Raw genomic sequence first — 22,373 nt, 5'->3', positions numbered from 1 at the left:
CCGTCACGTAACTTTAACACATACTTATCTGCGCTTGTCACCCCAAAACGGGTGACAGCTCAGATGCATCGGTAGTGAGAGTGTACCTGAACGAGAATGATGGTCAGGTCAATTACCGATACCGTTGGCGACAGTAATACCTTGTGCAACGACGGAGACCGGTCGTGACACGAGCGCCAGGAACTTGGCAAAGTCGACCGCGTTGTGACGAGCCGCATAAATCACGTCACGGCTCTTGATCGGGAAGGTCTGGCCGACGAGCAGGCTGTCGGGCCGGCTCATGTCGAAGCGGTAGACGAGCGGGTAACGCCCGAACTTGTCTGACTTCATGCCCTTAGCCAGCATCTGGTTAAACCGGGCGTTGCCGATTAAAGCCGCAATGATCTCAGGTTCCTCATAACGGAAGAGGAAGTAGCCCTTCGCATTAACGGCTGCGTCGTCGCCACCGCCACCCAATGCCACGGCCTCAAGCAGGTTGAGGTCATTGGCGCCGAATTCGATGCGCGCATTCTGCTTGACGGCGCCGAGCAGCGTGAAGGTACGCGGATCACGCGTCACGAAGATCTGGTCGCCCGGCTGGACGTAGATGTTCTCCGACGGGTTTTCGATGACAGATTTCAGGAGCGTCGTGCCGCTGCGGCCATTGCGCACTAGAGTCACATATGACTCGTAGGGCTGCGCGACAGGACCACCCGCCTTTGCAATCACGTCGGTGATGTGCTCGCCGGTCAGGTTGAGCGGAACCTGGGCAGAACGCCCGACGGCGCCGGATACTGTCACCATACGCGACGACGTGTTGACGCTGTTGACGATGACGTCCGGCTCGACCGCCTTGTTGCGAAGCGCAGCAAGGATCGTCTGGCGGGCTTCCTCCAGCGTCTTGCCGGAGAAGCGGACGAGGCCAACATAAGGAATGGCTGCCTGACCATCAGGCTGAATCACGACGTCGAGGCTTGTCTGCTTCGAATCCTGCGTCGAGAACAGGCCATCGGAACCGGCCTCGAAGATGGTGATTTTGAGAACATCACCAACGCCGATGACTGCTCGCCCGGCACCACCGCTGCCGAAACCGAATCGGCGCTTGAGGGCCGAACCAAAATATTGGGACACCAGTTGAGCCGACGTGTTGTCCACATCGACGATCTCGAAGACTGCAGCATTCTGGCGGCCAATTTCAGCGCCCGATTTCCCGCCGTCGGTATTGATCGCAGAGGCCAGAGGGCCCTCGCCCGGCACTGCCTGGCAACCTGCCAGGGCGGCGCACACCAAAACTGCAGTCACTCGCATCAAAATTCCATTCTCCAATCGTCTCGGATCGCATCTATTCCGGAGGAGGAACAGCCCGAGGGGAATCCGACCGCACCTGCAAAGCATAAGAGGTGTTCAACAACAAGCCGGATTGCGCCGGCACCTCCCAAATAAAAAACTTGTGCGGTTTTAAAGCCATAGTCCCAGGAACGGTAGCCGATGGCCACGACAATGAACAAGTTGAGTTAAATACCGTCTAAGTCTTATGGTTAATCCCTGCCGGATCACGAGCATCTTCGCCGACCAGTTCCAGCCGGTGAACTCCTGTGTTAAGGCGTCGCCCCAGATATCCCGCCCATCGTGAAATGGACACCATGCCGGAAGAGGACAAGGCAGTATTGACCCCCGCCGACTTGCGTCGCAGGCAGGGTTCAACCATTCGCATTGCTGTCCTCTTCATCATTCTGGTGCTCGTGGGGCTGGCGACCGTGGTGCTGTCCGTTAACGATGCCCGCAACTACCGCCGGCTGACGAAGGCGCTTGGGCTTGACCAGTACAGCGTCTTCTCCACCCCGCCGGCAGATGTGCGGATCGACAAGCAGAAGGCGCTTGAGCCCGCAGAGCGCTATCCGCCCTGGCTCCTGAAGGTGGAGTTGGAGCGCCAGGCCGTGTTTGAACGCGTCGATCCCCTGCCCGCAGAAGAGCGGTGCCAGCGGCTGGGCGCGGCGACCGACGTGGAGCCGGAGTTCACGACACGCGACCAGAGCTGGGAGTGCATCCTGTTCAAGGAGTTCGGCCCGGCCGATCCGCCAGCCTCCTTCTTCATCCAGGCTCGTGGCTTGATGCCGGACCAGATTCGCAGCTTCCGTATCAAGCTCAACCTGACTGATCCCGAGGTGGAGCCGCAGATGCTGCAGGAGACGACATCCGCGCTTGGCGAATTCGGCCTGCCGCTGACGCCCGAGACGCGTGAATATGTTGTGGACATGCTCTCCACGCATCGCGAGTTCTCGTCGCTGCTCGAGAATTACCGGATGAAGTTTGCGCCGGAGATGATGGACCCGAACCGCTACAACCTGCTTCTGCTGCAGCGTCCGCCGACGGCCGAATGTGGCTCGGCACCGGCAACGGAGAGGGCAAGCGAAGTGCTCTACCCGCTCTCGGTCGGCTGCCTGCCGTTGAAGCATCCGGTCAAGCTGCGCTAGACTCGCTCCAGGTTATTAGACACGCTCCAGGTTGATCAGGTCGAGGTCAGCCCCCACTTCGCGCCGTGCCGTTTCCACCAAGCTCTTCTGGTGGGTGAAGAGGATGGTCTGGAAGCAGTTACCCGCCGCAGCAAGCGTCCGGATGCCGGCGGCGGTGCGTTCATCGTCGAAGGTCTGGAAGATGTCATCGAGGATGAGCGGCGCTGGCTCGTTTCGGGAGCAGTAGTCTTCGAGGAAGGCCAAACGCAGCGCCAGGTAAAGCTGATCGCCCGTCCCTTCGCTCAGACCTGCGAGCGGCACCTGCTCTCCCGTCTTGCGCTCCACGGCCAGTTGCAACTCGTCGCGCTCGTCATAAAGCTGGACGAGACGGGCAAAGCGCCCACCGGTCAGGTCGCAGAAGAGCTGGCCGGCGCGCTGCATCACGGGATCGGCCTGGCGTTCGCGATAGGCCTCCATGGAACTTGCCAAGAGGCTGGACGCGAGCTTCAGCACCACCCAGCGACGCGCCAAATCCCTCGCTTCTTCCTCTGCGGCAAGCTTCTGGAAAACGGCGCGTTCGGCGCCGATACCGGTTTCGAGCTCGCGACGACGGCGCTGGATGTCGGCTTCGGCCGCACGCAAAGCCGCAATGCGGTCGACCTGTTGGCTGTCCTTGGCCTCCAGATCCTCGATCTCCAGCGCTGCAGCAACCCGATCGAACTCGGCAAGCGCAGAACGCGCCTCGTCCTCGCTGGTGCCGTCCGCATGTTCGGCAAAACGAGCGCGGCATTGGCGGAGGCTGTCTTCGAGCCGCGCCTTCTGCTGCAGGTCTTCCAGAACACGTGCCAGCTCCTCGACCGGTGCCGATACAATCCGCGCCAGCTCCTCCATCTCCTCGCTGATCGCCTGTTGCTCGGTGCCATGCCGCTCCAATTGGACTTCCGCCTTGGCCAAGGCTGCACCCAGCCCCTGGCGTTTATTCGCATCTGTGTTGGCGGCAGCGGCACGTTCGTTCAGCATGCCGATCGCAACATCGGCGGGCAGCGAGGCCAAATCCGCGGCAACCGAGGCGCAGAGCGACCTCACCTCCTGCTCGAACGTCTCCATGTCCCGGCTCATGCCACGCACGCGACGATCGCGGTTTTCCCGTTCGGAAAGCTGGTCTGGAACACTGCGCCACACGTCAAGCGCAGCAAGCGCCATCTCGACCGTCGCGCCATCTGCAAGGCCTGCGAGCACGGCAGCCTGCGAGAAGTCGAGCCGCCAGCGCTCCACCTGCTTGCGGAGGCTTGTTTCCTGCTCCTCCAGCCGCGCCAGAGCCTCCTCCGCCGCATGACGTTTACCCTGGATGGAGCGACTTTCGGTCCATCGTTCGGAGAGCTCCGACAGTCGGCGCTCGAGTGCGCGTGCGAGCGCGGCCGCCGGCAAGGCGGCAGAGGCAAGACCAATGGCATCGGCCATGCCGACCAGCACAGGCGTCAGCGCCTCCTGCTTCAGCCTGACGGCCTCCAGAGCGTCGCGTGCATCAGCAAGCGCGGCAGACAGCGCCGCGACGCCGTCGACGCTCCTGCGCCACTCGATCATCCGGTCGGGAGCGGCCGGCGCAACCGGTGCGGCGTGGAAGAGGTCCTGGAACTCGGTGAGCGCGTCAGAGGCCGCGATCTCTGCCTCTTTCAGCGTGGCCTCGCAGGCTCCGATGTCGCCCTCCAGTTCGCGATGCCGCAGAGTGAGCTGCGCATGGCGCGACACCCGCTCTGCATCGGCAAGCGCGGCATCGCACAGGCGATCCGCCTCGTTGACCGCAGCAGTCACCTCCTCCAGTGCTGATGAGCCGGGCTTTGCCGCGAAAGCTTCGAGAAGCCCGTCGCGCTTCTTGCGTGCCTCAACGATGTCGTCGCGGGAGACGAGATCACCCGACGCCTCAAGACCGGCAAGCTGATTGGCAACCGCCTTGGCTTCGTCGCGAGTGCTGGCGAGCTTTTGCGCCGCGCGCAGCTGCTCGCTCCTGGCCGCCTCAATCATCCGCTGGTGCGTGGTGAGCGTCGCGATATCAGGCAGAGGCGCCGAAAGGAGCCTCTCCATATCCTTCACAGGCGGATCAAGGCGACCAACGGCCATGGCAAGATCGTTTTCGACACGCGTGGCGCGCACCTGAAGCGCCTCAAGGTTGGTCAGCTCGGCGATCTCGGGGCGCAACGCGGCAAGCTGCTCGATCCACGGCTTCGGGTCGATGAGCCGGCTGTCGCCCCCCTCGCCCTGCAGCCGCGACAGAGCGTTCTGCGCATCCTCGGTCTGCTGGCGCAACTGCTTCAGGTTGCGATCGAGGTCGGTCCCCTCTTCCACCAGCTTGCGCAGCCGCGTCAGGTCCGGATCGGTCGGCTGGGCTCGTTTCAGGTCTTCGGGTGACGCAAAACCCAGCCGCCGTGCCGACTGCAGAAGCTTGTTATCGAAATCATCCACCTCGCCGCGCACCCGCGCGATATCCTCGCGCGCCTTGATGTAAGCTCCCTTGTCTGCATGCGCGGCAACTATCTTGGGGGCGGCGGCAATCAACGCCTCGTCGACATGCAGCGCGCCCAGTTCATCTCTGAGACGCGAGAGCTCGGCCTCAGCCAGACGCCGCGCTTCGACATTCTGCCGTGCCTTCGCCAGGGCCTCTTCAAGCCTGCTCGCGAACCCTGCCGGCAGTTCCGACAGCGCCTCATAATCGCCAAGCTGGGCCCGTTCCTTGTCAATCTCGCGCAGCACCGGTTCAAGCCGCAACAGCTTGCGCAACTGGTCGAGCCTGCGCTTGGTTTCCTGCCGTTCACCAAGGACCGCGGCGAGCTGGGTCTCGATCTCCGCCTGCTCGGCGAGCAGCCTCTTCCAGTCGCCGGACTTGAGCTCGATGTCGCGCTCGGCCTTGCGCGCTTCGTCGTGGGCGTCAAGCACTTGGTAGAACAACCGATCCTTTGACCGACGCGGCCCGTAGATGCCGTCCGCCTCGGCTTCCAGCGACTTGCGCAGGTCGGTCAGGCCGGTGAGGCCCGAGGCGGCCGAGAACAGCAGGCTGCCGATCTCGCCGCCGCTTTTCAGCATGGTTTCGCCACCGGCACGCAGGGAGGTCGAATCAAGGCCGAAGGCGCGTTGGAAGACTTCGCGCGACAGCGTGCCGAGGAACGGCGCCAGCGCATCTTCCGGCAGCGGTTCCTCCGCGTCACTTTCGGCAAGAAGGGTGTTCTTGCGACCGCGCCGGCGGCGGAAGGCCAGCGTGGCGCCGTCGCGAGTGGCGATCTCCGCACCGACCCTCAGCGATGTCGGGTCATGCAGGAAGCTCATGCCTGCCGTTGTCGGGAAACCGAACAAGAGGTCGGAGATGGCCGAGAGCGCGGACGACTTGCCGGCCTCGTTTGGACCGTAGATCACATGCAGCTTGGCACCGGGACGGAAGACCAGCTTGCGGTCGGTCAGCGCGCCGTAACGGAGCAGATCAAGATGATTAAACCGCATCAGCCCCTCGCCGCCCGCGCATAAAGAAGATCACGCGCTTCGGCGAGCAGTGCATCCACATCGTCTCCCAGTGGCAGGTCAGCAGCACCAATGCCGCCCGGCAGGCGGGAGACGATCTCGCTGATCCGAGCCTGCGCTTCTGCCAGTACCTCCTGCGGAAAGCCATCGGCCGGTATCAGTCCTTCGATACCCAGGGCGGCCGTCGCAGCCGATCCTGCCTCGGTTACCGGTTCAAGGCGCAGTTCGAGCTTTTCCAGCCAGATATCGGCATGCGCCCGGTGGCACGCGGCCTGCACCTCGTCACGAAAGTCACCGCGTCGTGACATGATCTCGCTGCGGAAGCGGTTCCTGCCCTCAAGCGTGATCCGCAAGGCGAGCGGACGCTCTTCCATCGTATCCGTCACGTCATCAAGTGCCGTCTCGAGCCGCTGCAGGATGGCGGGCGGTGCATCATCCGGCTCAACCTCCACCTTCAGTTGGCCGAAGCGTGCGCCATCGGTGATGACGCGCTCATGCGTGATACGTCCATCCTCGACGGTGACCAGCACCGCACCCTTGGACCCCTGTTCACGGATCGAACGGCCCTGCAGGTTGCCCGGAAAGACGACCAGCGGGTCATCGTGGACGACTTCGAAATCATGCACATGGCCAAGCGCCCAGTAGTCGTAACCGCGCGAGCGAAGGTCCTCGATCGAGCATGGCGCATATGGCGCATGGGGCTCTCGGCCGGTGAGCGACGTATGCAGGACGCCGATGTTGAACCAGCCGGTTTCCGGCTTCGGATAGGCGAGGGCCAGGTTCTCGTTTGCCGACCGCTCGGCAAAGCCCTGCCCGTGCAGCGCGACCTTCAGGTGTTCCAGCTTGAAGCTGCCCGGCTTGTTGACGGGAAACTCGCTGACATTCTTTGGCAGCGTGATCGTCTTGGTGATGACGCTCTCGGCGTCGTGGTTGCCCTTCAGCAGGAAAACCGGAATGCCGGCGCGCTCCAGCCTTGCCACCTCCCGGTTGAAGAAAAGGCCGATCTTGTTGTCTTTCCAGTCGCCGTCATAGGCGTCGCCGGCGACGATGAAGAAATCGACCGACCGCTCGATTGCCTGGTCGACGAGCGTAGAGAAGGCCTTGCGGCTGGCCTCGATGAAGAGTTCGGCGATGGCGGCATCCTTCAAGGCCAGCCCCTGGAAAGGGCTACCGAGATGCAGATCAGCGGCATGAATGAAACGGAAAGAGGTCATCGACTCGCTTGATTGGATTGCCCCATAGAGACAGGTGTTTTAGGCAAATGCCGGGCACGAAGAAAGATCATGCATCCGCAGCCTGTGGATAGCCTCAGGCTACGCCCATTTGGAGAACATTCATGAGAAACCACACCTTCGGACGGACATCATTCAACGTCAGCGAGATTGGCTTTGGCGCCTGGCAGATCGGTGGTTCGTGGGGCGACGTCAGTGAAGCCGATGGTCGCGCCGCCCTCGAGGCCGCGCTTGATGCCGGCGTCACCTTCATTGATACCGCCGATGTTTATGGCGATGGCCGCTCCGAGAAGATCATCGCCAATGTGCTGAAGGCACGCGGTGGCGCCCGCCCGATGGTTGCAACCAAGGCAGGACGGCGTCTCGATCCGCATGTCGCGGATGGCTACACCAAGGCTAATCTGGAAAGCTTCATTGACCGGAGCCTGAAGAACCTCGAGGTCGACAGCCTCGACCTCGTCCAGTTGCACTGCCCGCCGACGGAGGTGCTGTATCGTCCGGACGTCTTCGGCGCGCTCGACGAACTTCGCCAGGCCGGCAAGATCAAGAACTACGGCGTCAGCGTCGAGAAGGTTGAGGAAGCCCTGAAGGCAATCGAATATCCGGACGTCACCAGCATCCAGATCATCTACAACATCTTCCGCCAGCGTCCGGCTGATCTATTCTTCACCGAAGCCAAGCGCAAAAACATTGCGGTCGTCGTTCGCGTGCCGCTCGCAAGCGGCCTACTGTCGGGCAAGATCTCCCGCGATACCGCCTTCGCCAGCGACGACCACCGCAATTTCAACCGCAATGGCGATGCCTTCGATGTCGGCGAGACCTTTGCGGGCGTGCCGTTCGAAGTGGGCCTCCAGGCGGTCGAGGAAGTGCGCAAGCTGGTTCCGGCCGGCGCCAGCATGGCGGCCTTCGCGCTGAAGTGGATTCTCATGAACGAAGCCGTCACCGTCGTCATTCCCGGTGCACGCAATGCCGAGCAGGCCAAGGGCAATGCCGCGGCGGCTGAGCTTGCGGCAATCTCGGCCGATGTCATGGCGGCTTCGAAGGACATCTACGCGCGGCTGGTCGCGCCGCATGTGCACCAGCGCTGGTAGGCCGCCAGCGCCCCTCTCCCGGAACGCAGAAGGCCCGGTCGAAACCGGGCCTTCCAAGAGTGCTAAATATCAAAACGTGATGATTAGCTGTTAACAGCGTCCTTCAGGCCCTTGCCGGCCGAGAACTTGGGAACGTTACGCGCAGGAATGTCAACTTCGGCGCCGGTCGACGGGTTACGGCCCTTGGAAGCTTCGCGGCGGGAAACAGAGAAGCTGCCGAAACCAGCAAGACGGATATCGCCGCCCTTCTTCAGTTCGCTCTGTACGGTTTCAAAAACGGCATCGACGGCAGATGCGGCATCAGCTTTGGAAAGACCAGCCTTTTCGGCAACGGCAGATACCAGCTCGTTCTTGTTCATGTTTCCACCCCTTTCTAGGTTTTGGAACGACTCGAAATCAGTTCAGGGCCGACATTAGGTTTCCGTCCGGCCTTGGCAACCCAAAAGCTCCGCTATTGCCTGAAAAACAAGGGGTCTGGGTGCAGATTTCACAAAAAAAGCCGGCTTTTGCCGGCTTTTTAACAGGTTCGGGAGAGCGGAGGGCAAAGCCCTCTGCTCAATGGGCCACGGTGGCGCCGAGATCGTCCACGCCTTCGACGGTGGCGATCACCGGTGTCTCCACCGTGCCGTCCCATTCGATCGGCTCCGGCTCGCGGGTCAGGGCGTGACGGATGACTTCGCCCATGCGCGAGACCGGGATGATCTCCATGTTGTTCTTCACGTTGTCCGGAATGTCAGCCAGGTCCTTGGCATTCTCTTCCGGGATCAGAACCTTCTTGATGCCTCCACGCAGAGCCGCCAGCAGCTTTTCCTTCAGGCCACCGATCGGCAGGACGCGACCACGCAGGGTGATTTCGCCCGTCATCGCGACATCCTTCGAAACCGGGATGCCCGTCATGACCGAGACGATCGCCGTTGCCATGGCGACACCGGCGGACGGACCGTCCTTAGGCGTTGCACCTTCCGGCACGTGAACGTGGATGTCCGACTTGTCGAACTTCGGAGGCTCGATGCCGAAATCGACGGCGCGCGAGCGGACATAAGAGGCCGCAGCGGAAATCGATTCCTTCATCACTTCCTTCAGGTTACCGGTGACCGTCATGCGGCCCTTGCCCGGCATCATCACCCCTTCGATCGTCAGCAGTTCGCCACCGACTTCCGTCCAGGCAAGACCCGTGACAACACCAACCTGGTCTTCACGTTCGGCTTCGCCGTGGCGGAAGCGCGGGACGCCCAGATAGTCGTTGATGTTCTCGGCGGTGACGGCAACCGACTTCGTCTTGCCCTTGATGATCTCGGTGACCGCCTTGCGGGCGAGCTTCATCAGTTCGCGTTCGAAGTTACGGACGCCGGCCTCGCGAGTGTACTGCTGGATGATGGCCATGAGGGCGTCATCGCTGACCGAGAACTCGTTTGGCTGCAATGCATGTTCCTTGATGGCCTTCGGCAGCAGGTGCCGCTTGGCGATCTCGCGCTTTTCGTCTTCCGTGTAACCGGCGATGCGGATCACTTCCATGCGGTCCATCAGCGGCGCCGGAATGTTCAGCGTGTTCGCCGTGGTGATGAACATCACGTCCGACAGGTCGTATTCGACTTCCAGGTAGTGGTCCATGAAGGTCGAGTTCTGTGCCGGATCCAGCACTTCGAGAAGTGCCGAAGACGGATCGCCGCGGAAGTCCATGCCCATCTTGTCGATCTCATCGAGCAGGAAGAGCGGGTTCGACTTCTTCGCCTTCTTCATCGACTGGATGACCTTGCCGGGCATCGAGCCGATATAGGTGCGGCGGTGACCACGGATCTCGGCTTCGTCACGAACGCCACCGAGTGCCATGCGAACGTATTCGCGGCCGGTCGCCTTGGCGATCGACTGGGCCAGCGAGGTCTTGCCGACGCCGGGAGGGCCAACCAGGCACAGGATCGGGCCCTTGATCTTCGTGGCACGAGCCTGCACCGCGAGATACTCGATGATGCGTTCCTTGACCTTGTCGAGGCCGAAGTGGTCGAGCTCGAGGATCTTCTCGGCGTTGTTGAGGTCCGTCTTGATCTTCGACTTCTTGCCCCACGGAATGCCGAGCAGCCAGTCGAGATAGTTGCGGACAACCGTCGCTTCCGCCGACATCGGGCTCATCTGCCGCAGCTTCTTGAGCTCCGCGTCAGCCTTTTCGCGGGCTTCCTTGGAGAGCTTCGTCTTGGAGATGCGCTCTTCCAGTTCGGCCATCTCGTCGCGGCCTTCCTCGCCGTCGCCGAGCTCCTTCTGGATCGCCTTCATCTGCTCATTGAGGTAGTACTCGCGCTGGGTCTTCTCCATCTGGCGCTTGACGCGCGAGCGAATGCGCTTTTCCACCTGCAGGACGGAGATTTCCCCTTCCATGAAGCCAAGCGCCTTTTCAAGGCGCAGCTTGACGGAAACCGTTTCCAGCATTTCCTGCTTTTCGGTGATCTTGATCGACAGGTGCGAGGCGACCGTATCAGCGAGCTTCGAGTAATCCTCGATCTGGCTTGCGGCGCCAACCACTTCCGGCGAGATCTTCTTGTTCAGCTTGACGTAGTTCTCGAACTCCGAGACCACCGAACGCGACAGGGCTTCCACCTCGACGGCGTCCTCTTCCGGTTCCGAAAGAGTCGTTGCCTTGGCTTCGTAGAACTCCTCCCGACCGGTATAGCTGTCGATCTTGGCGCGCGAGCGGCCTTCAACGAGCACCTTCACAGTGCCGTCGGGCAGCTTCAGGAGTTGCAGCACGTTCGCGACCGTGCCGACCTTGTAGATCGCGGAGGGTTCAGGGTCGTCATCGCCCGCGTTGATCTGGGTTACGAGCATGATCTGCTTGTCGGAACCCATGACTTCTTCAAGCGCACGGATCGACTTCTCGCGTCCGACGAACAAAGGCACGATCATGTGGGGGAAGACCACGATGTCGCGCAGCGGCAGGACCGGATACGTTTCGCCGCCAGGTGCCGCAGACGTTGAATTCGTCATGTTATTTCCTTTCCATCGTCCCGTTTCCGGGAAACGTCCCCAAGCAAACGCCTGGGCACTTCACTCCCGCCCAAAGTGGAGTTTTCGAAAATTGATTTCAAGCCTTGCACGCCGCCGCATGGCAGCAATGTGACAGTGCTTTGACAAGGCCTACACGCCTTGATTACGCGAAACAGCAGAGAACACGGTACGCGATCACCAGCACCTGAGGCTCCTCATGAAAGCCCTGAGCGAAGCAGCCGGGATATCGATGATCATCCGGGTCAGCTTCTAATGCAAGCTCAATAAGATGCAATTCTTCACGAGGTAAAAGTCGTGGATTTGTCTGCCCTATCAAACCATTCCCGCCAGACGAAAAAGAGGCCCGAATCGGGCCTCTTCATGGTCTTTCGCTGCGGATCGGATCAGGCCGAAACGTTGGCCTTTTCGTCCTGCCGGTCAGCGTAGATGTAGAGCGGACGGGCATTGCCGTTGACCACGTCGTCGGAGATGACGACCTCGCGAACGCCTTCCAGCGTCGGCAGCTCGAACATGGTGTCGAGCAGGATCTTCTCCATGATCGAACGCAGGCCGCGGGCACCTGTCTTGCGGACGATCGCCTTGCGGGCGATTTCGCGCAACGCGTCCTCATGGAAGGTCAGCTCGACGTCTTCCATCTCGAACAGGCGCTGGTACTGCTTGACCAGGGCGTTCTTCGGTTCCGACAGGATCTGGATCAGCGCATCTTCGTCGAGATCCTCGAGCGTCGCCAGGACCGGCAGACGACCGATGAATTCCGGGATGAGGCCGAACTTGACCAGATCTTCCGGTTCCAGCTCGCGCAGAACTTCGCCGACGCGGCGTTCGTCCTGGGCGCGAACCATCGCGCCAAAACCGATCGAGGTCTTTTCGCCACGGGCCGAGATGATCTTGTCCAGGCCGGCGAACGCGCCGCCGCAGATGAACAGGATGTTGGTCGTGTCAACCTGCAGGAATTCCTGCTGCGGATGCTTGCGGCCACCCTGCGGTGGAACCGATGCAACCGTGCCTTCCATGATCTTCAGCAGAGCCTGCTGGACGCCCTCGCCCGATACGTCGCGCGTGATCGACGGGTTGTCCGACTTGCGGGAGATCTTGTCGACTTCGTCGATGTAGACGATGCCGCGCTGGGCGCGCTCGACGTTGTAGTCGGCAGCCTGAAGAAGCTTCAGGATGATGTTTTCAACGTCTTCACCGACATAACCGGCTTCGGTCAGCGTCGTCGCGTCAGCCATGGTGAACGGCACGTCGATGATGCGGGCGAGCGTCTGGGCAAGATAGGTCTTGCCGCAGCCGGTCGGGCCAACGAGCATGATGTTCGACTTGGCAAGCTCGACATCGCCGCCCTTGGAGGCGTGCGCGAGGCGCTTGTAGTGGTTGTGGACGGCGACCGAAAGGATGCGCTTGGCCTGCTTCTGGCCAATGACGTATTCGTCGAGAACCTTGATGATGTCCTGCGGGGTCGGGACGCCATCGCGCGACTTGACCATGGAGGTCTTGTTTTCTTCGCGGATGATGTCCATGCACAACTCAACGCATTCATCGCAGATGAACACGGTCGGGCCGGCGATCAGCTTCCGGACTTCATGTTGGCTCTTTCCGCAGAAAGAGCAGTACAGGGTATTTTTCGAGTCGCCGCCGTTGCTGCCGCTGACTTTGCTCATATCACTTTCCTTCCAGCACTCCGCGCGCTCATCAAAAACGGGCACGGTCCACTTTACCGTTTGCCGACGCGCATCCCCGGTCAGGAGGATTGACGGGCCTTGCGCGCCTGCCTTGCCCTAAAGGTACTCTACCGATCCCAAATCCTACGCGAACCGGCGGCAACGAACCCCTTAAGAACGAATGCTACGTCGAAATAGTTCAACACAGCATTAATACGTACTAATAGCGCTTTCCGAGCCGGTTGAAACCCCACCCCGGTCAAATCCGGGTGAGATGTGCCGGCTCTGCACCACCAGTCAGTCTGCGGAGCCGCCTTCAAGTTCTTGACGCGATGTCAGGATCTTGTCGATGACGCCCCAGTCCTGCGCTTCGTCCGCCGTCATAAAGTGGTCACGGTCGAGGGTTTTTTCAACTTCCTCTAATGTACGACCCGTGTGCTTTACATAGACCTCGTTCAAACGCCTCTTCATCTTCAATATGTCACGAGCATGGCGTTCGATATCGGATGCCTGGCCCTGGAAGCCGCCAGACGGCTGGTGGACCATGATGCGCGAGTTCGGGGTGGCAAAACGCATGCCCTTCTCGCCAGCTGCGAGCAGCAGCGAGCCCATCGAAGCGGCCTGGCCGATGCACAGCGTCGAAACCGCCGGCTTGATGAACTGCATGGTGTCGTAGATCGCCATGCCCGCCGTCACAACGCCGCCCGGGGAGTTGATGTAGAGGGCAATTTCCTTCTTGGGATTTTCAGCTTCGAGGAAGAGGAGCTGGGCGCAGACAAGCGACGCCATGTGGTCCTCGACCGGACCCGTCAGAAAGATGATGCGCTCTTTCAGAAGGCGGGAATAGATGTCGTAGGAGCGTTCACCGCGATTGGTCTGTTCAACGACCATCGGCACCAAGGCCATAGCGGTATCAACTGGGTTTCTCATGTCCGTCCTTTGTCAAGCGAGCTCTGATCCCGGGGCCGAAGGCATGAGCGCTCCGGAATCAATTAGAATGGGTCAATCCCTACATAGAGTGTCAAGGCCCGGTACTTCAAGACGGAGCACCTGATATCCTTAACCACCCAGGATGCTCTCGACGCGGTGTCTAGCGCCTTCTTCGGCCGTGCGTCAGTCGCGCTGGCCCGTCGTCGAGAGGGGAGCACAGCTTTTTGCGGCTGCTTCGTAAACCGGTGATGAACGCCTGTCCCATTTGGCATCACATTACCGCCATGGAGGCCGGATGCGGACGAATTCCTCCGTAATAACCCGGGGCGGCGGCAACGTCCTCTTAAAGCCTGCGTGTCATGGTGAGGCCACTCGTGAGCGAGTATTGGAGTTTCGAGTGGATATCCTGACAGGCCTGATGATCTGGGCTGCGGAAGCAATCACGCTGGCCGTCCTGCTTTGGTCGCGTTGGTTTGCCGAGCGCAAGAACTATTGTCTGACCTGGAGTTGCGGCTTTGCCCTTCATGGGCTGGGTGTCGCTCTTGTTGCAGCGCGCGGGCACATTCCCGATTTCATGTCGATCGAACTGGCGAATGCCATCATCCTGGCGGGCGTCGGCGGCTGGATCGCGGGATTGTTGCAGTTCGACGGCAGGCGAGTTGAAGGTTATGTGGCAGTCCCGGCGCTGATCTGGATCGCCGGCATGTTCCTGACGCCGGTGCGCGAAACTTTCGCCTATCGGGTGGTCCTCGCCAATATGGCTTCCGCAACCGGGTACATGATCATTTCGGGCCTCCTTCTCAAGCACGCAGGAACCTCGCGCTCCACCCGCCGGCTATTGGCTGCACTCATTGGGGCGCAGGCTGTCTGCTCGTTCCTGGTGGCCGGCTCCACGCTTCTTGCCCAATACACCTCTTTCCAGACGGCTCATATCGCCGGCTGGCTGTTCGTTCCGACCGCGATCTGCTTCATGGCCAGCGTCATGTTCGCCGGGAAACTTCTGGCGGAGCGCACCGAACAGAAGCTCAAGATCCTGGCAAAGACCGATGCCCTGACCGGCGTACTGAACCGGCGCGGGCTGATCGATGAATTCCATGCGCTGCAGGCACATGTTGATCCTTCCAAGCCGATCATCGCATTCCTGCAGTTCGACCTCGACTTCTTCAAGCAGATTAACGACAAATTTGGACACCAGGCGGGCGATGCGGTGCTGGTCGCCTTCGCAGAGATCGGACAGACCTCGTTGCGCGGGCGCGGATCCTTCGGCCGCATGGGTGGCGAGGAGTTCGCCTCGATCCTGCGGGTGAAAGACATGGTGGAGGCCGCAAGCATTGCGGAAGCCGTGCGCCTGACGATCAAACGCCAGACGGTCTTGATCGGCGAGCACGAGTTGAAGGGTACGGTGAGCGCCGGGATCGCGCTGGCAGTGGCCGAAACCGCCAACCTCGATCTTCTGCTGAGTGCCGCCGACCGCGCGCTCTACACCGCCAAGAATTGCGGCCGTGACCGGTCCGCGATTGCCGATGGCGCCGACATCTCCATCGTGCCCTCGGCCGACCGTCGCGGCGAAGCAGAGGAACCAAGCGACCTGCGCGTGAGCCAGCAGGTGGTGGCGCTGAGGCGGATCGCAGCGATCGGCCAGCCCTGATCGGTCTTGCCGTAGCCGCCCTGCGACACACATCCCATTGAGGGTTCAATCGGGAGACGTGTCATGCGAGCCAGAAAGACATTCGGTATCATCCTGTCGGTGATCATGGCGGCCGGGACGGCCTCTGCCCAACAGGCATCCGATACGATTGCGCCAGAACGCGCGACGGGCTTCAAGCCGGCGACGCGGGCGGAAGCTAAGACCTTCATGGTCGCGGCCGCGCATCCGCTTGCTGCCGAAGCCGGCCGCGATGTGCTAGCCGCCGGCGGCAATGCGATCGACGCGATGGTTGCGGTGCAGACCGTGCTCGGCCTCGTGGAGCCACAAAGCTCCGGCCTCGGCGGCGGGTCCTTCCTCGTCTACTACGATGCTGCGTCGAAGAAGCTCACCACGTTCGACGGGCGCGAAACGGCGCCGATGGAGGCAACGCCAAAGCTCTTCCTCGACGATCAGGGGCAGCCGCTGAAGTTCATGGATGCCGTGGTCGGCGGCCGTTCGGTCGGCACGCCGGGCACCGTGCGACTGCTCGAAGAGGTGCACAAACGCTACGGCAAGGCGGAATGGGCAAGCCTTTTCGAGCGCGGGCGGGCGCTCGCCACCGATGGCTTCAAGGTGACGCCGCGGCTTGCCGCGCTCGTGGCGGCCGAAGGTGACCGGCTGAAGACCTACGAGGCCGCCAAGAGCTACTTCTTCGATGAAAGCGGCGCGCCGCTGAAAGAAGGCGACACGCTGAAGAACCCGGCCTATGCCGAGACATTGAAGGCGATTGCCGAGGGTGGCGCGGACGCCTTCTACACCGGCAAGATCGCAGAAGACATCGTCAAGACGGTGCGCGAGGCTCCTTCCAATCCGGGCGTACTGTCCCTTGCTGACCTGCGCAACTATCGCATCAAGGAGCGCGAGCCGATATGCTTCCCCTACCGGGCGCTCGACGTCTGCGGCATGGGGCCGCCCTCCTCTGGCGCGATCGCTGTGTCACAGATCCTCGGCGTGGTGGAGAACTTCGACCTCAAGGCGCTCGGCCCGCAGAATGTCGACAGTTGGCGGCTGCTGGGTGATGCGCAGCGACTGGCGTTTGCCGATCGCGAGCGCTACGTCGCTGACACGGACTTCCAGCCGACGCCCATCAAAGGCCTACTCAAGAAGGATTATCTCGGCACGCGAGCCGGCCTGCTCGATGGCGACAAGGCGCTGGCGCCTGACCAGGTGAAGGCGGGCGAGCCGGAATGGGACCATGCGCTTCTGTTCGGGCGGGACGCGGCGCTCGAGCTTCCCTCCACCAGCCACTTCGTGATCATTGACCGTGAAGGCAATGTCGTCTCGATGACCACGACCATCGAAAGCGGCTTCGGGTCACGGCTGATGACCAATGGCTTCCTGCTCAACAACGAGCTCACCGACTTTTCCTTCAAGACCCATGACGGCCAGCTGCCGATCGCCAACCGCGTGGAACCCGGAAAACGCCCGCGTTCGTCCATGGCGCCGACGATCGTCATGAAGGACGGCAAGCCGCTTCTCGCCGTCGGCTCACCGGGCGGCAGCCAGATCATCGGATACGTTGCCCAGGCGCTGATCGCCTATGTCGACTGGGGCATGCCGGTGGAAGAGATCGTCGCGCAGCCGCACCTGATCAACCGCTTCGGCACCTATGACATCGAGGCTGGCACGGAGGCCGAGAAACTTGCCGAACCGTTGAAGGCGTTGGGATACGAGGTGAAGGCGGGCGAGATGAACAGCGGCCTGCACGCCATCGAGATCACTGACAACGGTCTCGCCGGCAGCGCCGACCCGCGTCGCGAAGGTGTGGCGCTCGGCGACTGAACGGAGGCTTTCGCTGCGGGAAAGTTTCGGCTAGGCATCGGCCATGGATACCCTACCCGACTTTCTCCGCATCGACCCCGTCTCGCGACGCGTTTCGCTCGACGGTCGCAATCCCGGCTTCTACAGCGACCCGAACCGCGTCTATGCGCTGCTGCACCAGCACTGCCCGACCTTCTATTGGGAGGAGCAGAAGCAATGGTTCTTCACCGGTTATGACCATGTCAACGCCCTGCTGCGCGACCGCAGGTTCGGGCGCCAGATCCTGCATATCGCCAGCCGCGAAGAGATCGGCCTCACCGAGCCGGAGCCGCATCTCCAGAACTTCGATCTGGCCGAACGCTATTCGCTGCTGGAACTGGAGCCGCCGGAACACACGCGACTGCGCACGCTCGTCAACCGCGCTTTCGTGTCCCGCCATATCGAAAGGCTGAGACCTGAGATCGCGGCGCTGGCGGAGAGCCTGATCGACGGGTTCGAGAAGGACGGCCGGACCGAACTCCTCTCCTCCTTCGCCGACATCATCCCCGTCACCATGATCGCGCGGATGATCGGCATCCCGGACGAGATGGGTCCGCAGTTGCTCAGATGGTCCCACGACTATGTCGGCATGTACATGTTCAAGCGGACGAAGGAAGACGAGTTCGCCGCCGACCGTTCGGCCAAGGAATTCGCCGACTACGTCAAAAGCCTGATCGCGGAGCGCCGCCACCAGCCGCGAGAGGACCTGCTGACCCACATGATCCATACGGAGCACAAGGGGCAGTACCTGACCGATGACGAACTGGTGTCGACCACCATCGTGCTGCTGAATGCCGGGCATGAAGCGACCGTGCACCAGATCGGCAACTCGGTCCGCATCATCCTCGACAGCGGGCTCGATCCCGCCAAACTGTTTGCTGACGAAGCGGTCACGGAACGCACGGTCGAAGAAACGCTGCGCATCTGTGCGCCTGTGCACATCTTCCAGCGCTGGGCGCTCGAAGACGTCGAGGTCGACGGCCTCGCCTTCAAGCGTGGGGACAAGGTGAGCCTGATCCTGGCGGCGGCGAACCTCGACCCGAAGAAGTTCTCCGATCCGCTGGCTTTCCGCCCCGAGCGCCAGGAGGCGCCGAATCTTTCCTTCGGCGCCGGCATCCATTTCTGCATCGGCGCACCGCTTGCCCGGCTGGAGCTGAATACGGTGCTGCCGATCCTGTTCAAGCGCCTGCCGTGGGTGCGCATCGCGCATCCGCCCGTGGTCAAGGATGTCTACCATTTCCACGGGCTGGAACGGCTCGATCTTGCCTGGTAACGCGGTTTAAGCTGCGACGGGGCTTGCGCTGTAGCGCAAGGCCGGCTTGTTGCGCGACAGGTGCGGGCCGAGCGCCGCCCGAGACTGGCGGAAGCTGTCAAACAGGGCTGCGTCCTCCAGAGAGGGTATGGTGACGAGTTCGTTGCGGTCGAGGCCGGCGAGTGCCGCGTCGACCAGGTCGTCCACCTCCATCACCGAGTCCTGCGGCAGGTTGTCCATCGAGCCGCCGACGCGGTCGAAGATTTCGGTCCGGGTATAACCGGGTAGAATCGCCTGCACATGGACGCCAGAATCCTTGAGCTCGGCCGCGAGCGACTCCGTGAGCGCCAGCACGAAGGCCTTGCTCGCTGCATAGGTGCCGCTGAACCGCTCGGGCGCCAACGCGACGGCCGAGGCAATATTGATGATCGTTCCCCTGCCGCGCGTGCTAAAGGCGCGGGCTGCGGCAAGCGCCAGCCGGTTGGCGGCGGTGACATTGAGATCAACCATGCGGTCAAGATAAGCGGTATCGGCCTTCAGCAGCGGGCCGTTGGGACCGATGCCGGCATTGTTGACGAGGAGGCTGATCGTCCGGTCGTCCCGCAGGCGGCGGTCGACAATGTCGAGATCGAGGCGATCAGCAAGATCTGCGCGCAGTACGTCTGCGGTGATGCCATGCTGCTGCTCCAGTTTTTCGCCCAGCGCCATCAGGCGAGCGGCATCACGCGCGACCAGGATCAGGTCATAACCACGTGCCGCCAGTTTCTCGGCATAGGTTGCGCCGATACCCGAGGATGCCCCTGTTACAAGTGCCGTTCCATGTCTTGATCCGCTAGTCATCTTTCATCTCCTGATTTGATTTACTGGCATATGCCACTATCTAGATGAGGAGGCGCCTCTGAGGCTGCAAGGGCTCGCGGCAAGATTTTGCGACCCGCGCTCGTGCAGCTATAGACTGGGCGCCAGAACACGGTGGACAGATGGCAGATACAATCGACAATGATGAGGATGGGGTCTGGCTGTACTGCAGCAACAGCGCGATCCGTCGCGCGGCGCGGCAGCTCGGCCAGCTTTACGATGACGCGATGGGCGACAGCGGGCTCAAGGGCACGCAGTTCTCCTTGCTGTCACAGATAAGGCTCTTGGGCGCGCCAAGCCTGAAGACGCTGGCCAATGCGATGGTGATGGATCTTTCGGCGCTGGGACATACGCTGAAGCCGCTGTTGCGGGATGGCCTGGTGGAGCTCGTGCCCGACGAGCAGGACCGGCGGGTGAAGCGGGTGCGCCTCACGCCCGTCGGGCGAGCAAAGCAGAAGGAGGTGGCGACGCGCTGGAAAGAGGCGCAGCGTCGGTTCGATGAGGTCTTTGGCGAAGACAGGTCCGCCGAATTGCGGCGGACGCTTGCCCTCATCTCATCGCCCGAATTTGCCAAGGCCTTCGCCACCACTGGCAGCGACCCATCCTAAAGCCGGATGACGTAATCCTTGCGAGTCGTTTCAACGACTTCCCAGGTTCCGCTGAAGCCAGGCCTGAGGATCAGGCTATCCCCTGCTCGCAGGTGGATAATCTCGCCCTTGTCGTCGGTGACGATGGAATAACCGGAGATGATGCGGAAATACTCCCACTCCTCGTAGACGATCCGCCACTTGCCGGGTGTCGATTCCCACACCCCGGCGTACAGCCCACCCTCGGCCTCTTCGACATTCCAGGTGCGAAACCTGGGGTCGCCGGACAGAAGCCGGTCGGGGGCCGGAGCCCCCTCTTCAGGTTCGACAGCGGTGAGATCGAAGGTGATCCAGCTTGCCGTCACTGGATGGCCGCCAGCGCCTGATCAAGGTCAGCGATGATGTCGCCCGAATCCTCGATGCCGATCGACAGGCGCACGACATCCGGTCCGGCGCCTGCAGCAATCTGCTGCTCTTCCGTCAACTGGCGGTGGGTGGTCGATGCCGGGTGGATCACGAGCGAGCGGGTGTCGCCAATGTTGGCGAGGTGCGAGAAGAGCTGCAGGCTTTCGACAAAGGTTTTGCCCGCCTCGTAGCCACCCTTGACGCCAAAGGTGAAGACGGCGCCGGCGCCCTTCGGCGAATAGCGCTGCTGCAGGCCGTGGTTCGCGTCATCTTCCAGGCCGGCATAATTGACCCAGGCAACCTTCGGATGGGTCTTCAGCCATTTTGCGACGGCCAGTGCATTGTCGCAATGTTTCTGCATGCGAAGCGGCAGCGTTTCGATGCCGGTCAGGATCATGAAGGCGTTGAAGGGCGAGATCGCCGGGCCAAGATCGCGAAGCCCCAGCACCCGAGCGCCGATCGCAAAGGCAATGTTGCCGAAGGTCTTGTGCAGTTCCACCCCGGCATATTCCGGGCGCGGCTCAGACAGCATCGGGTAGTTGCCCGACGCCGACCAGTCGAAGGTGCCGCCATCCACCAGGATGCCGCCCATCGAATTGCCGTGGCCGCCGAGGAACTTTGTCAGCGAATGGATGACGATGTCGGCGCCATGCTCCAGCGGACGCACGAGGTAAGGGCTTGCCATGGTGTTGTCGACGATCAGCGGCACGCCGCGACGGCGAGCGACCTCGGCAATTGCTGCGATATCCACGAAGGTGCCGCCGGGATTGGCGAGGCTTTCGATGAAGATCGCCTTGGTGCGGTCGTCGAATTGCGCGTCGAAGGTCGCCGGATCAGCGGGGTCGGCCCAACGCACCTCCCAGCCAAAGTTCTTGAAGGCGTGCCCGAACTGGTTGATCGAGCCGCCATAAAGCTTGCGCGCCGCGACGAAATTGTCGCCCGGCTGCATCAGCGTGTGGAAGGCGAGCATCTGTGCCGCATGCCCGGAGGCGACCGCAAGGGCCGCCGTTCCGCCCTCCAATGCGGCGACACGCTCCTCGAGCGCGGCCTGCGTCGGGTTCATGATGCGGGTGTAGATGTTGCCGAACTGCTGCAGGCCAAAGAGCGCCGCGGCGTGGTCCGCATCGTTAAATACGAAGGACGTGGTCTGGTAGATCGGGGTCGCCCGCGCGCCCGTCGTCGGATCTGGCGCCGCGCCGGCATGTACGGCCAGTGTTGAAAAGCCCGGATTGTTGGTCGCCATATCTCTCTCCCTTGAAGCGCCATGTCATGATGACGCGCAACAGAGCAAGCGGAGCGATCGCGATCAAGGCATATTCTTCCGCGGAACCTCATCCGTTTGGAAATGCATGATATTTCTGGAGCGTTGTGTGACGCCCCGCTTGGCGATCAGCCAATCAGCCGCGGATATTCGATGGCCGGGCAGCGGTCCATGACCATCTTGATCCCCGCCGCTTCCGCCTTTGCCGCGGCGGCATCATCGCGAACGCTGAGCTGGCCCCAGATCACCTTCGGCTTCTTTTCAAGCGCGATGGCCTCGTCGACCACGCCATCGAGATATTCGGCAGCCCGGAACACATCAACCATGTCAACCGGCTGCGGCACGTCCGCGAGCTTGGCATACACCGTCTGGCCGAGGATCTGCTTGCCCGCCTGCCCGGGGTTGACCGGAAAGACCTGGTAGCCCTTGGAAAGGAGGAAGCCCATGACGCCGTTGCTCGGGCGGTCCGGGTTTGGCGAGGCGCCGAGAAGCGCGATCGTCTTCACCGACTTCAGGATGTCGGCAATGTAGGCATTGTCATAATGATCGTGGTTCATCTCGGGCTCCAGTTCTCTACGATGGCTCGCACTTATGTAGGTTGAGACGGTGCGGCTTTCCATTCTGCGCATGTCGTGTGTAGTCTCCGCTTCCAGTCATTTGCCGGAACAGTCAT

The 22,373-nt window shown here is 61.7% G+C and carries 17 protein-coding genes; 6 read left to right on the top strand and 11 right to left on the bottom strand.

Annotation, left to right across the window (positions count from 1 at the left end):
- Positions 1 to 108: 108 nt before the first annotated feature.
- Positions 109 to 1,290, bottom strand: coding sequence for a polysaccharide biosynthesis/export family protein (locus tag CYG48_RS04335; protein ID WP_118849255.1), 1,182 nt, complete (start codon positions 1,288 to 1,290; stop codon positions 109 to 111).
- A 332-nt stretch (positions 1,291 to 1,622) separates the two neighbouring features.
- On the opposite strand from CYG48_RS04335, the gene CYG48_RS04330 reads away from it, so the two are divergent.
- Complete coding sequence (locus tag CYG48_RS04330; RefSeq protein ID WP_150132683.1) at positions 1,623 to 2,453, top strand: DUF6030 family protein; 831 nt, start codon at positions 1,623 to 1,625, stop codon at positions 2,451 to 2,453.
- A 15-nt stretch (positions 2,454 to 2,468) separates the two neighbouring features.
- On the opposite strand, the gene CYG48_RS04325 is transcribed toward CYG48_RS04330, so the two are convergent.
- Together CYG48_RS04325 and CYG48_RS04320 are read right to left on the bottom strand one after the other, a co-directional pair.
- On the bottom strand, positions 2,469 to 5,921 hold the full coding sequence (locus CYG48_RS04325) for an ATP-binding protein (protein WP_118849253.1): 3,453 nt from the start codon (positions 5,919 to 5,921) through the stop codon (positions 2,469 to 2,471).
- The gene (locus tag CYG48_RS04320; RefSeq protein ID WP_118849252.1) at positions 5,921 to 7,153 is read right to left on the bottom strand and encodes a metallophosphoesterase family protein; all 1,233 of its coding nucleotides are present in this window, start codon (positions 7,151 to 7,153) and stop codon (positions 5,921 to 5,923) included. The genes CYG48_RS04325 and CYG48_RS04320 overlap by 1 nt, the downstream gene beginning before the upstream one ends.
- 122 nt (positions 7,154 to 7,275) lie before the next feature.
- On the opposite strand from CYG48_RS04320, the gene CYG48_RS04315 reads away from it, so the two are divergent.
- Complete coding sequence (locus tag CYG48_RS04315) at positions 7,276 to 8,262, top strand: aldo/keto reductase (protein WP_118849251.1); 987 nt, start codon at positions 7,276 to 7,278, stop codon at positions 8,260 to 8,262.
- A gap of 83 nt (positions 8,263 to 8,345) precedes the next feature.
- Here the strand turns inward: CYG48_RS04315 and hupB are convergent, their stop codons facing one another.
- The 4 genes from hupB to clpP form a co-directional block, all read right to left on the bottom strand.
- A complete protein-coding gene (gene hupB / locus CYG48_RS04310; RefSeq protein WP_118849250.1) occupies positions 8,346 to 8,621 on the bottom strand; it encodes a DNA-binding protein HupB in 276 nt (91 codons plus the stop codon).
- 196 nt (positions 8,622 to 8,817) lie between these two features.
- Positions 8,818 to 11,238, bottom strand: a complete 2,421-nt coding sequence (gene lon / locus CYG48_RS04305; RefSeq protein WP_118849249.1) for an endopeptidase La — start codon at positions 11,236 to 11,238, stop codon at positions 8,818 to 8,820.
- A gap of 404 nt (positions 11,239 to 11,642) precedes the next feature.
- The gene (clpX, locus tag CYG48_RS04300; RefSeq protein WP_118849248.1) at positions 11,643 to 12,920 is read right to left on the bottom strand and encodes an ATP-dependent Clp protease ATP-binding subunit ClpX; all 1,278 of its coding nucleotides are present in this window, start codon (positions 12,918 to 12,920) and stop codon (positions 11,643 to 11,645) included.
- A gap of 297 nt (positions 12,921 to 13,217) precedes the next feature.
- Positions 13,218 to 13,850 carry an ATP-dependent Clp endopeptidase proteolytic subunit ClpP gene (clpP, locus tag CYG48_RS04295; protein ID WP_118849247.1) on the bottom strand — a complete coding sequence of 211 codons (633 nt, stop codon included), beginning with the start codon at positions 13,848 to 13,850 and terminating at the stop codon, positions 13,218 to 13,220.
- Between the two features lie 397 nt (positions 13,851 to 14,247).
- Here clpP and CYG48_RS04290 point away from each other — a divergent pair, with 397 nt between their 5' ends.
- The 3 genes from CYG48_RS04290 (at position 14,248) to CYG48_RS04280 (ending at position 18,610) form a co-directional block, all read left to right on the top strand.
- Positions 14,248 to 15,498, top strand: coding sequence for a GGDEF domain-containing protein (locus tag CYG48_RS04290; protein WP_199925210.1), 1,251 nt, complete (start codon positions 14,248 to 14,250; stop codon positions 15,496 to 15,498).
- A gap of 63 nt (positions 15,499 to 15,561) precedes the next feature.
- A complete protein-coding gene (gene ggt, locus CYG48_RS04285) occupies positions 15,562 to 17,319 on the top strand; it encodes a gamma-glutamyltransferase (protein WP_118849245.1) in 1,758 nt (585 codons plus the stop codon).
- A gap of 43 nt (positions 17,320 to 17,362) precedes the next feature.
- Complete coding sequence (locus CYG48_RS04280; RefSeq protein WP_118849244.1) at positions 17,363 to 18,610, top strand: cytochrome P450; 1,248 nt, start codon at positions 17,363 to 17,365, stop codon at positions 18,608 to 18,610.
- Between the two features lie 6 nt (positions 18,611 to 18,616).
- Here CYG48_RS04280 and CYG48_RS04275 read toward each other — a convergent pair whose 3' ends face one another.
- Entirely contained in the window at positions 18,617 to 19,429 is an 813-nt protein-coding gene (locus tag CYG48_RS04275) for an SDR family NAD(P)-dependent oxidoreductase (protein ID WP_118849243.1), read from the bottom strand.
- Positions 19,430 to 19,569: 140 nt separating this feature from the next.
- On the opposite strand from CYG48_RS04275, the gene CYG48_RS04270 reads away from it, so the two are divergent.
- Positions 19,570 to 20,055 carry a MarR family winged helix-turn-helix transcriptional regulator gene (locus CYG48_RS04270; protein ID WP_118849242.1) on the top strand — a complete coding sequence of 162 codons (486 nt, stop codon included), beginning with the start codon at positions 19,570 to 19,572 and terminating at the stop codon, positions 20,053 to 20,055.
- Here the strand turns inward: CYG48_RS04270 and CYG48_RS04265 are convergent.
- From CYG48_RS04265 to CYG48_RS04255, 3 genes are all read right to left on the bottom strand, one after another.
- Positions 20,052 to 20,399, bottom strand: coding sequence for a cupin domain-containing protein (locus tag CYG48_RS04265; protein WP_118849241.1), 348 nt, complete (start codon positions 20,397 to 20,399; stop codon positions 20,052 to 20,054). The genes CYG48_RS04270 and CYG48_RS04265 overlap by 4 nt on opposite strands.
- Complete coding sequence (locus CYG48_RS04260; RefSeq protein WP_118849240.1) at positions 20,396 to 21,682, bottom strand: O-acetylhomoserine aminocarboxypropyltransferase; 1,287 nt, start codon at positions 21,680 to 21,682, stop codon at positions 20,396 to 20,398. The genes CYG48_RS04265 and CYG48_RS04260 overlap by 4 nt, the downstream gene beginning before the upstream one ends.
- Before the next feature lie 146 nt (positions 21,683 to 21,828).
- Positions 21,829 to 22,257: a CoA-binding protein gene (locus CYG48_RS04255; protein WP_118849239.1), complete on the bottom strand. Its 429-nt coding sequence runs from the start codon at positions 22,255 to 22,257 to the stop codon at positions 21,829 to 21,831.
- Positions 22,258 to 22,373 lie beyond the last annotated feature (116 nt).

This window comes from Neorhizobium sp. SOG26, from assembly GCF_003491345.1.
In the GTDB taxonomy this organism is placed as follows: domain Bacteria; phylum Pseudomonadota; class Alphaproteobacteria; order Rhizobiales; family Rhizobiaceae; genus Neorhizobium; species Neorhizobium turbinariae.
The sequence above is the reverse complement of the archived record's forward strand: the minus strand, read 5'-3'. Positions and strand labels throughout refer to the sequence as shown.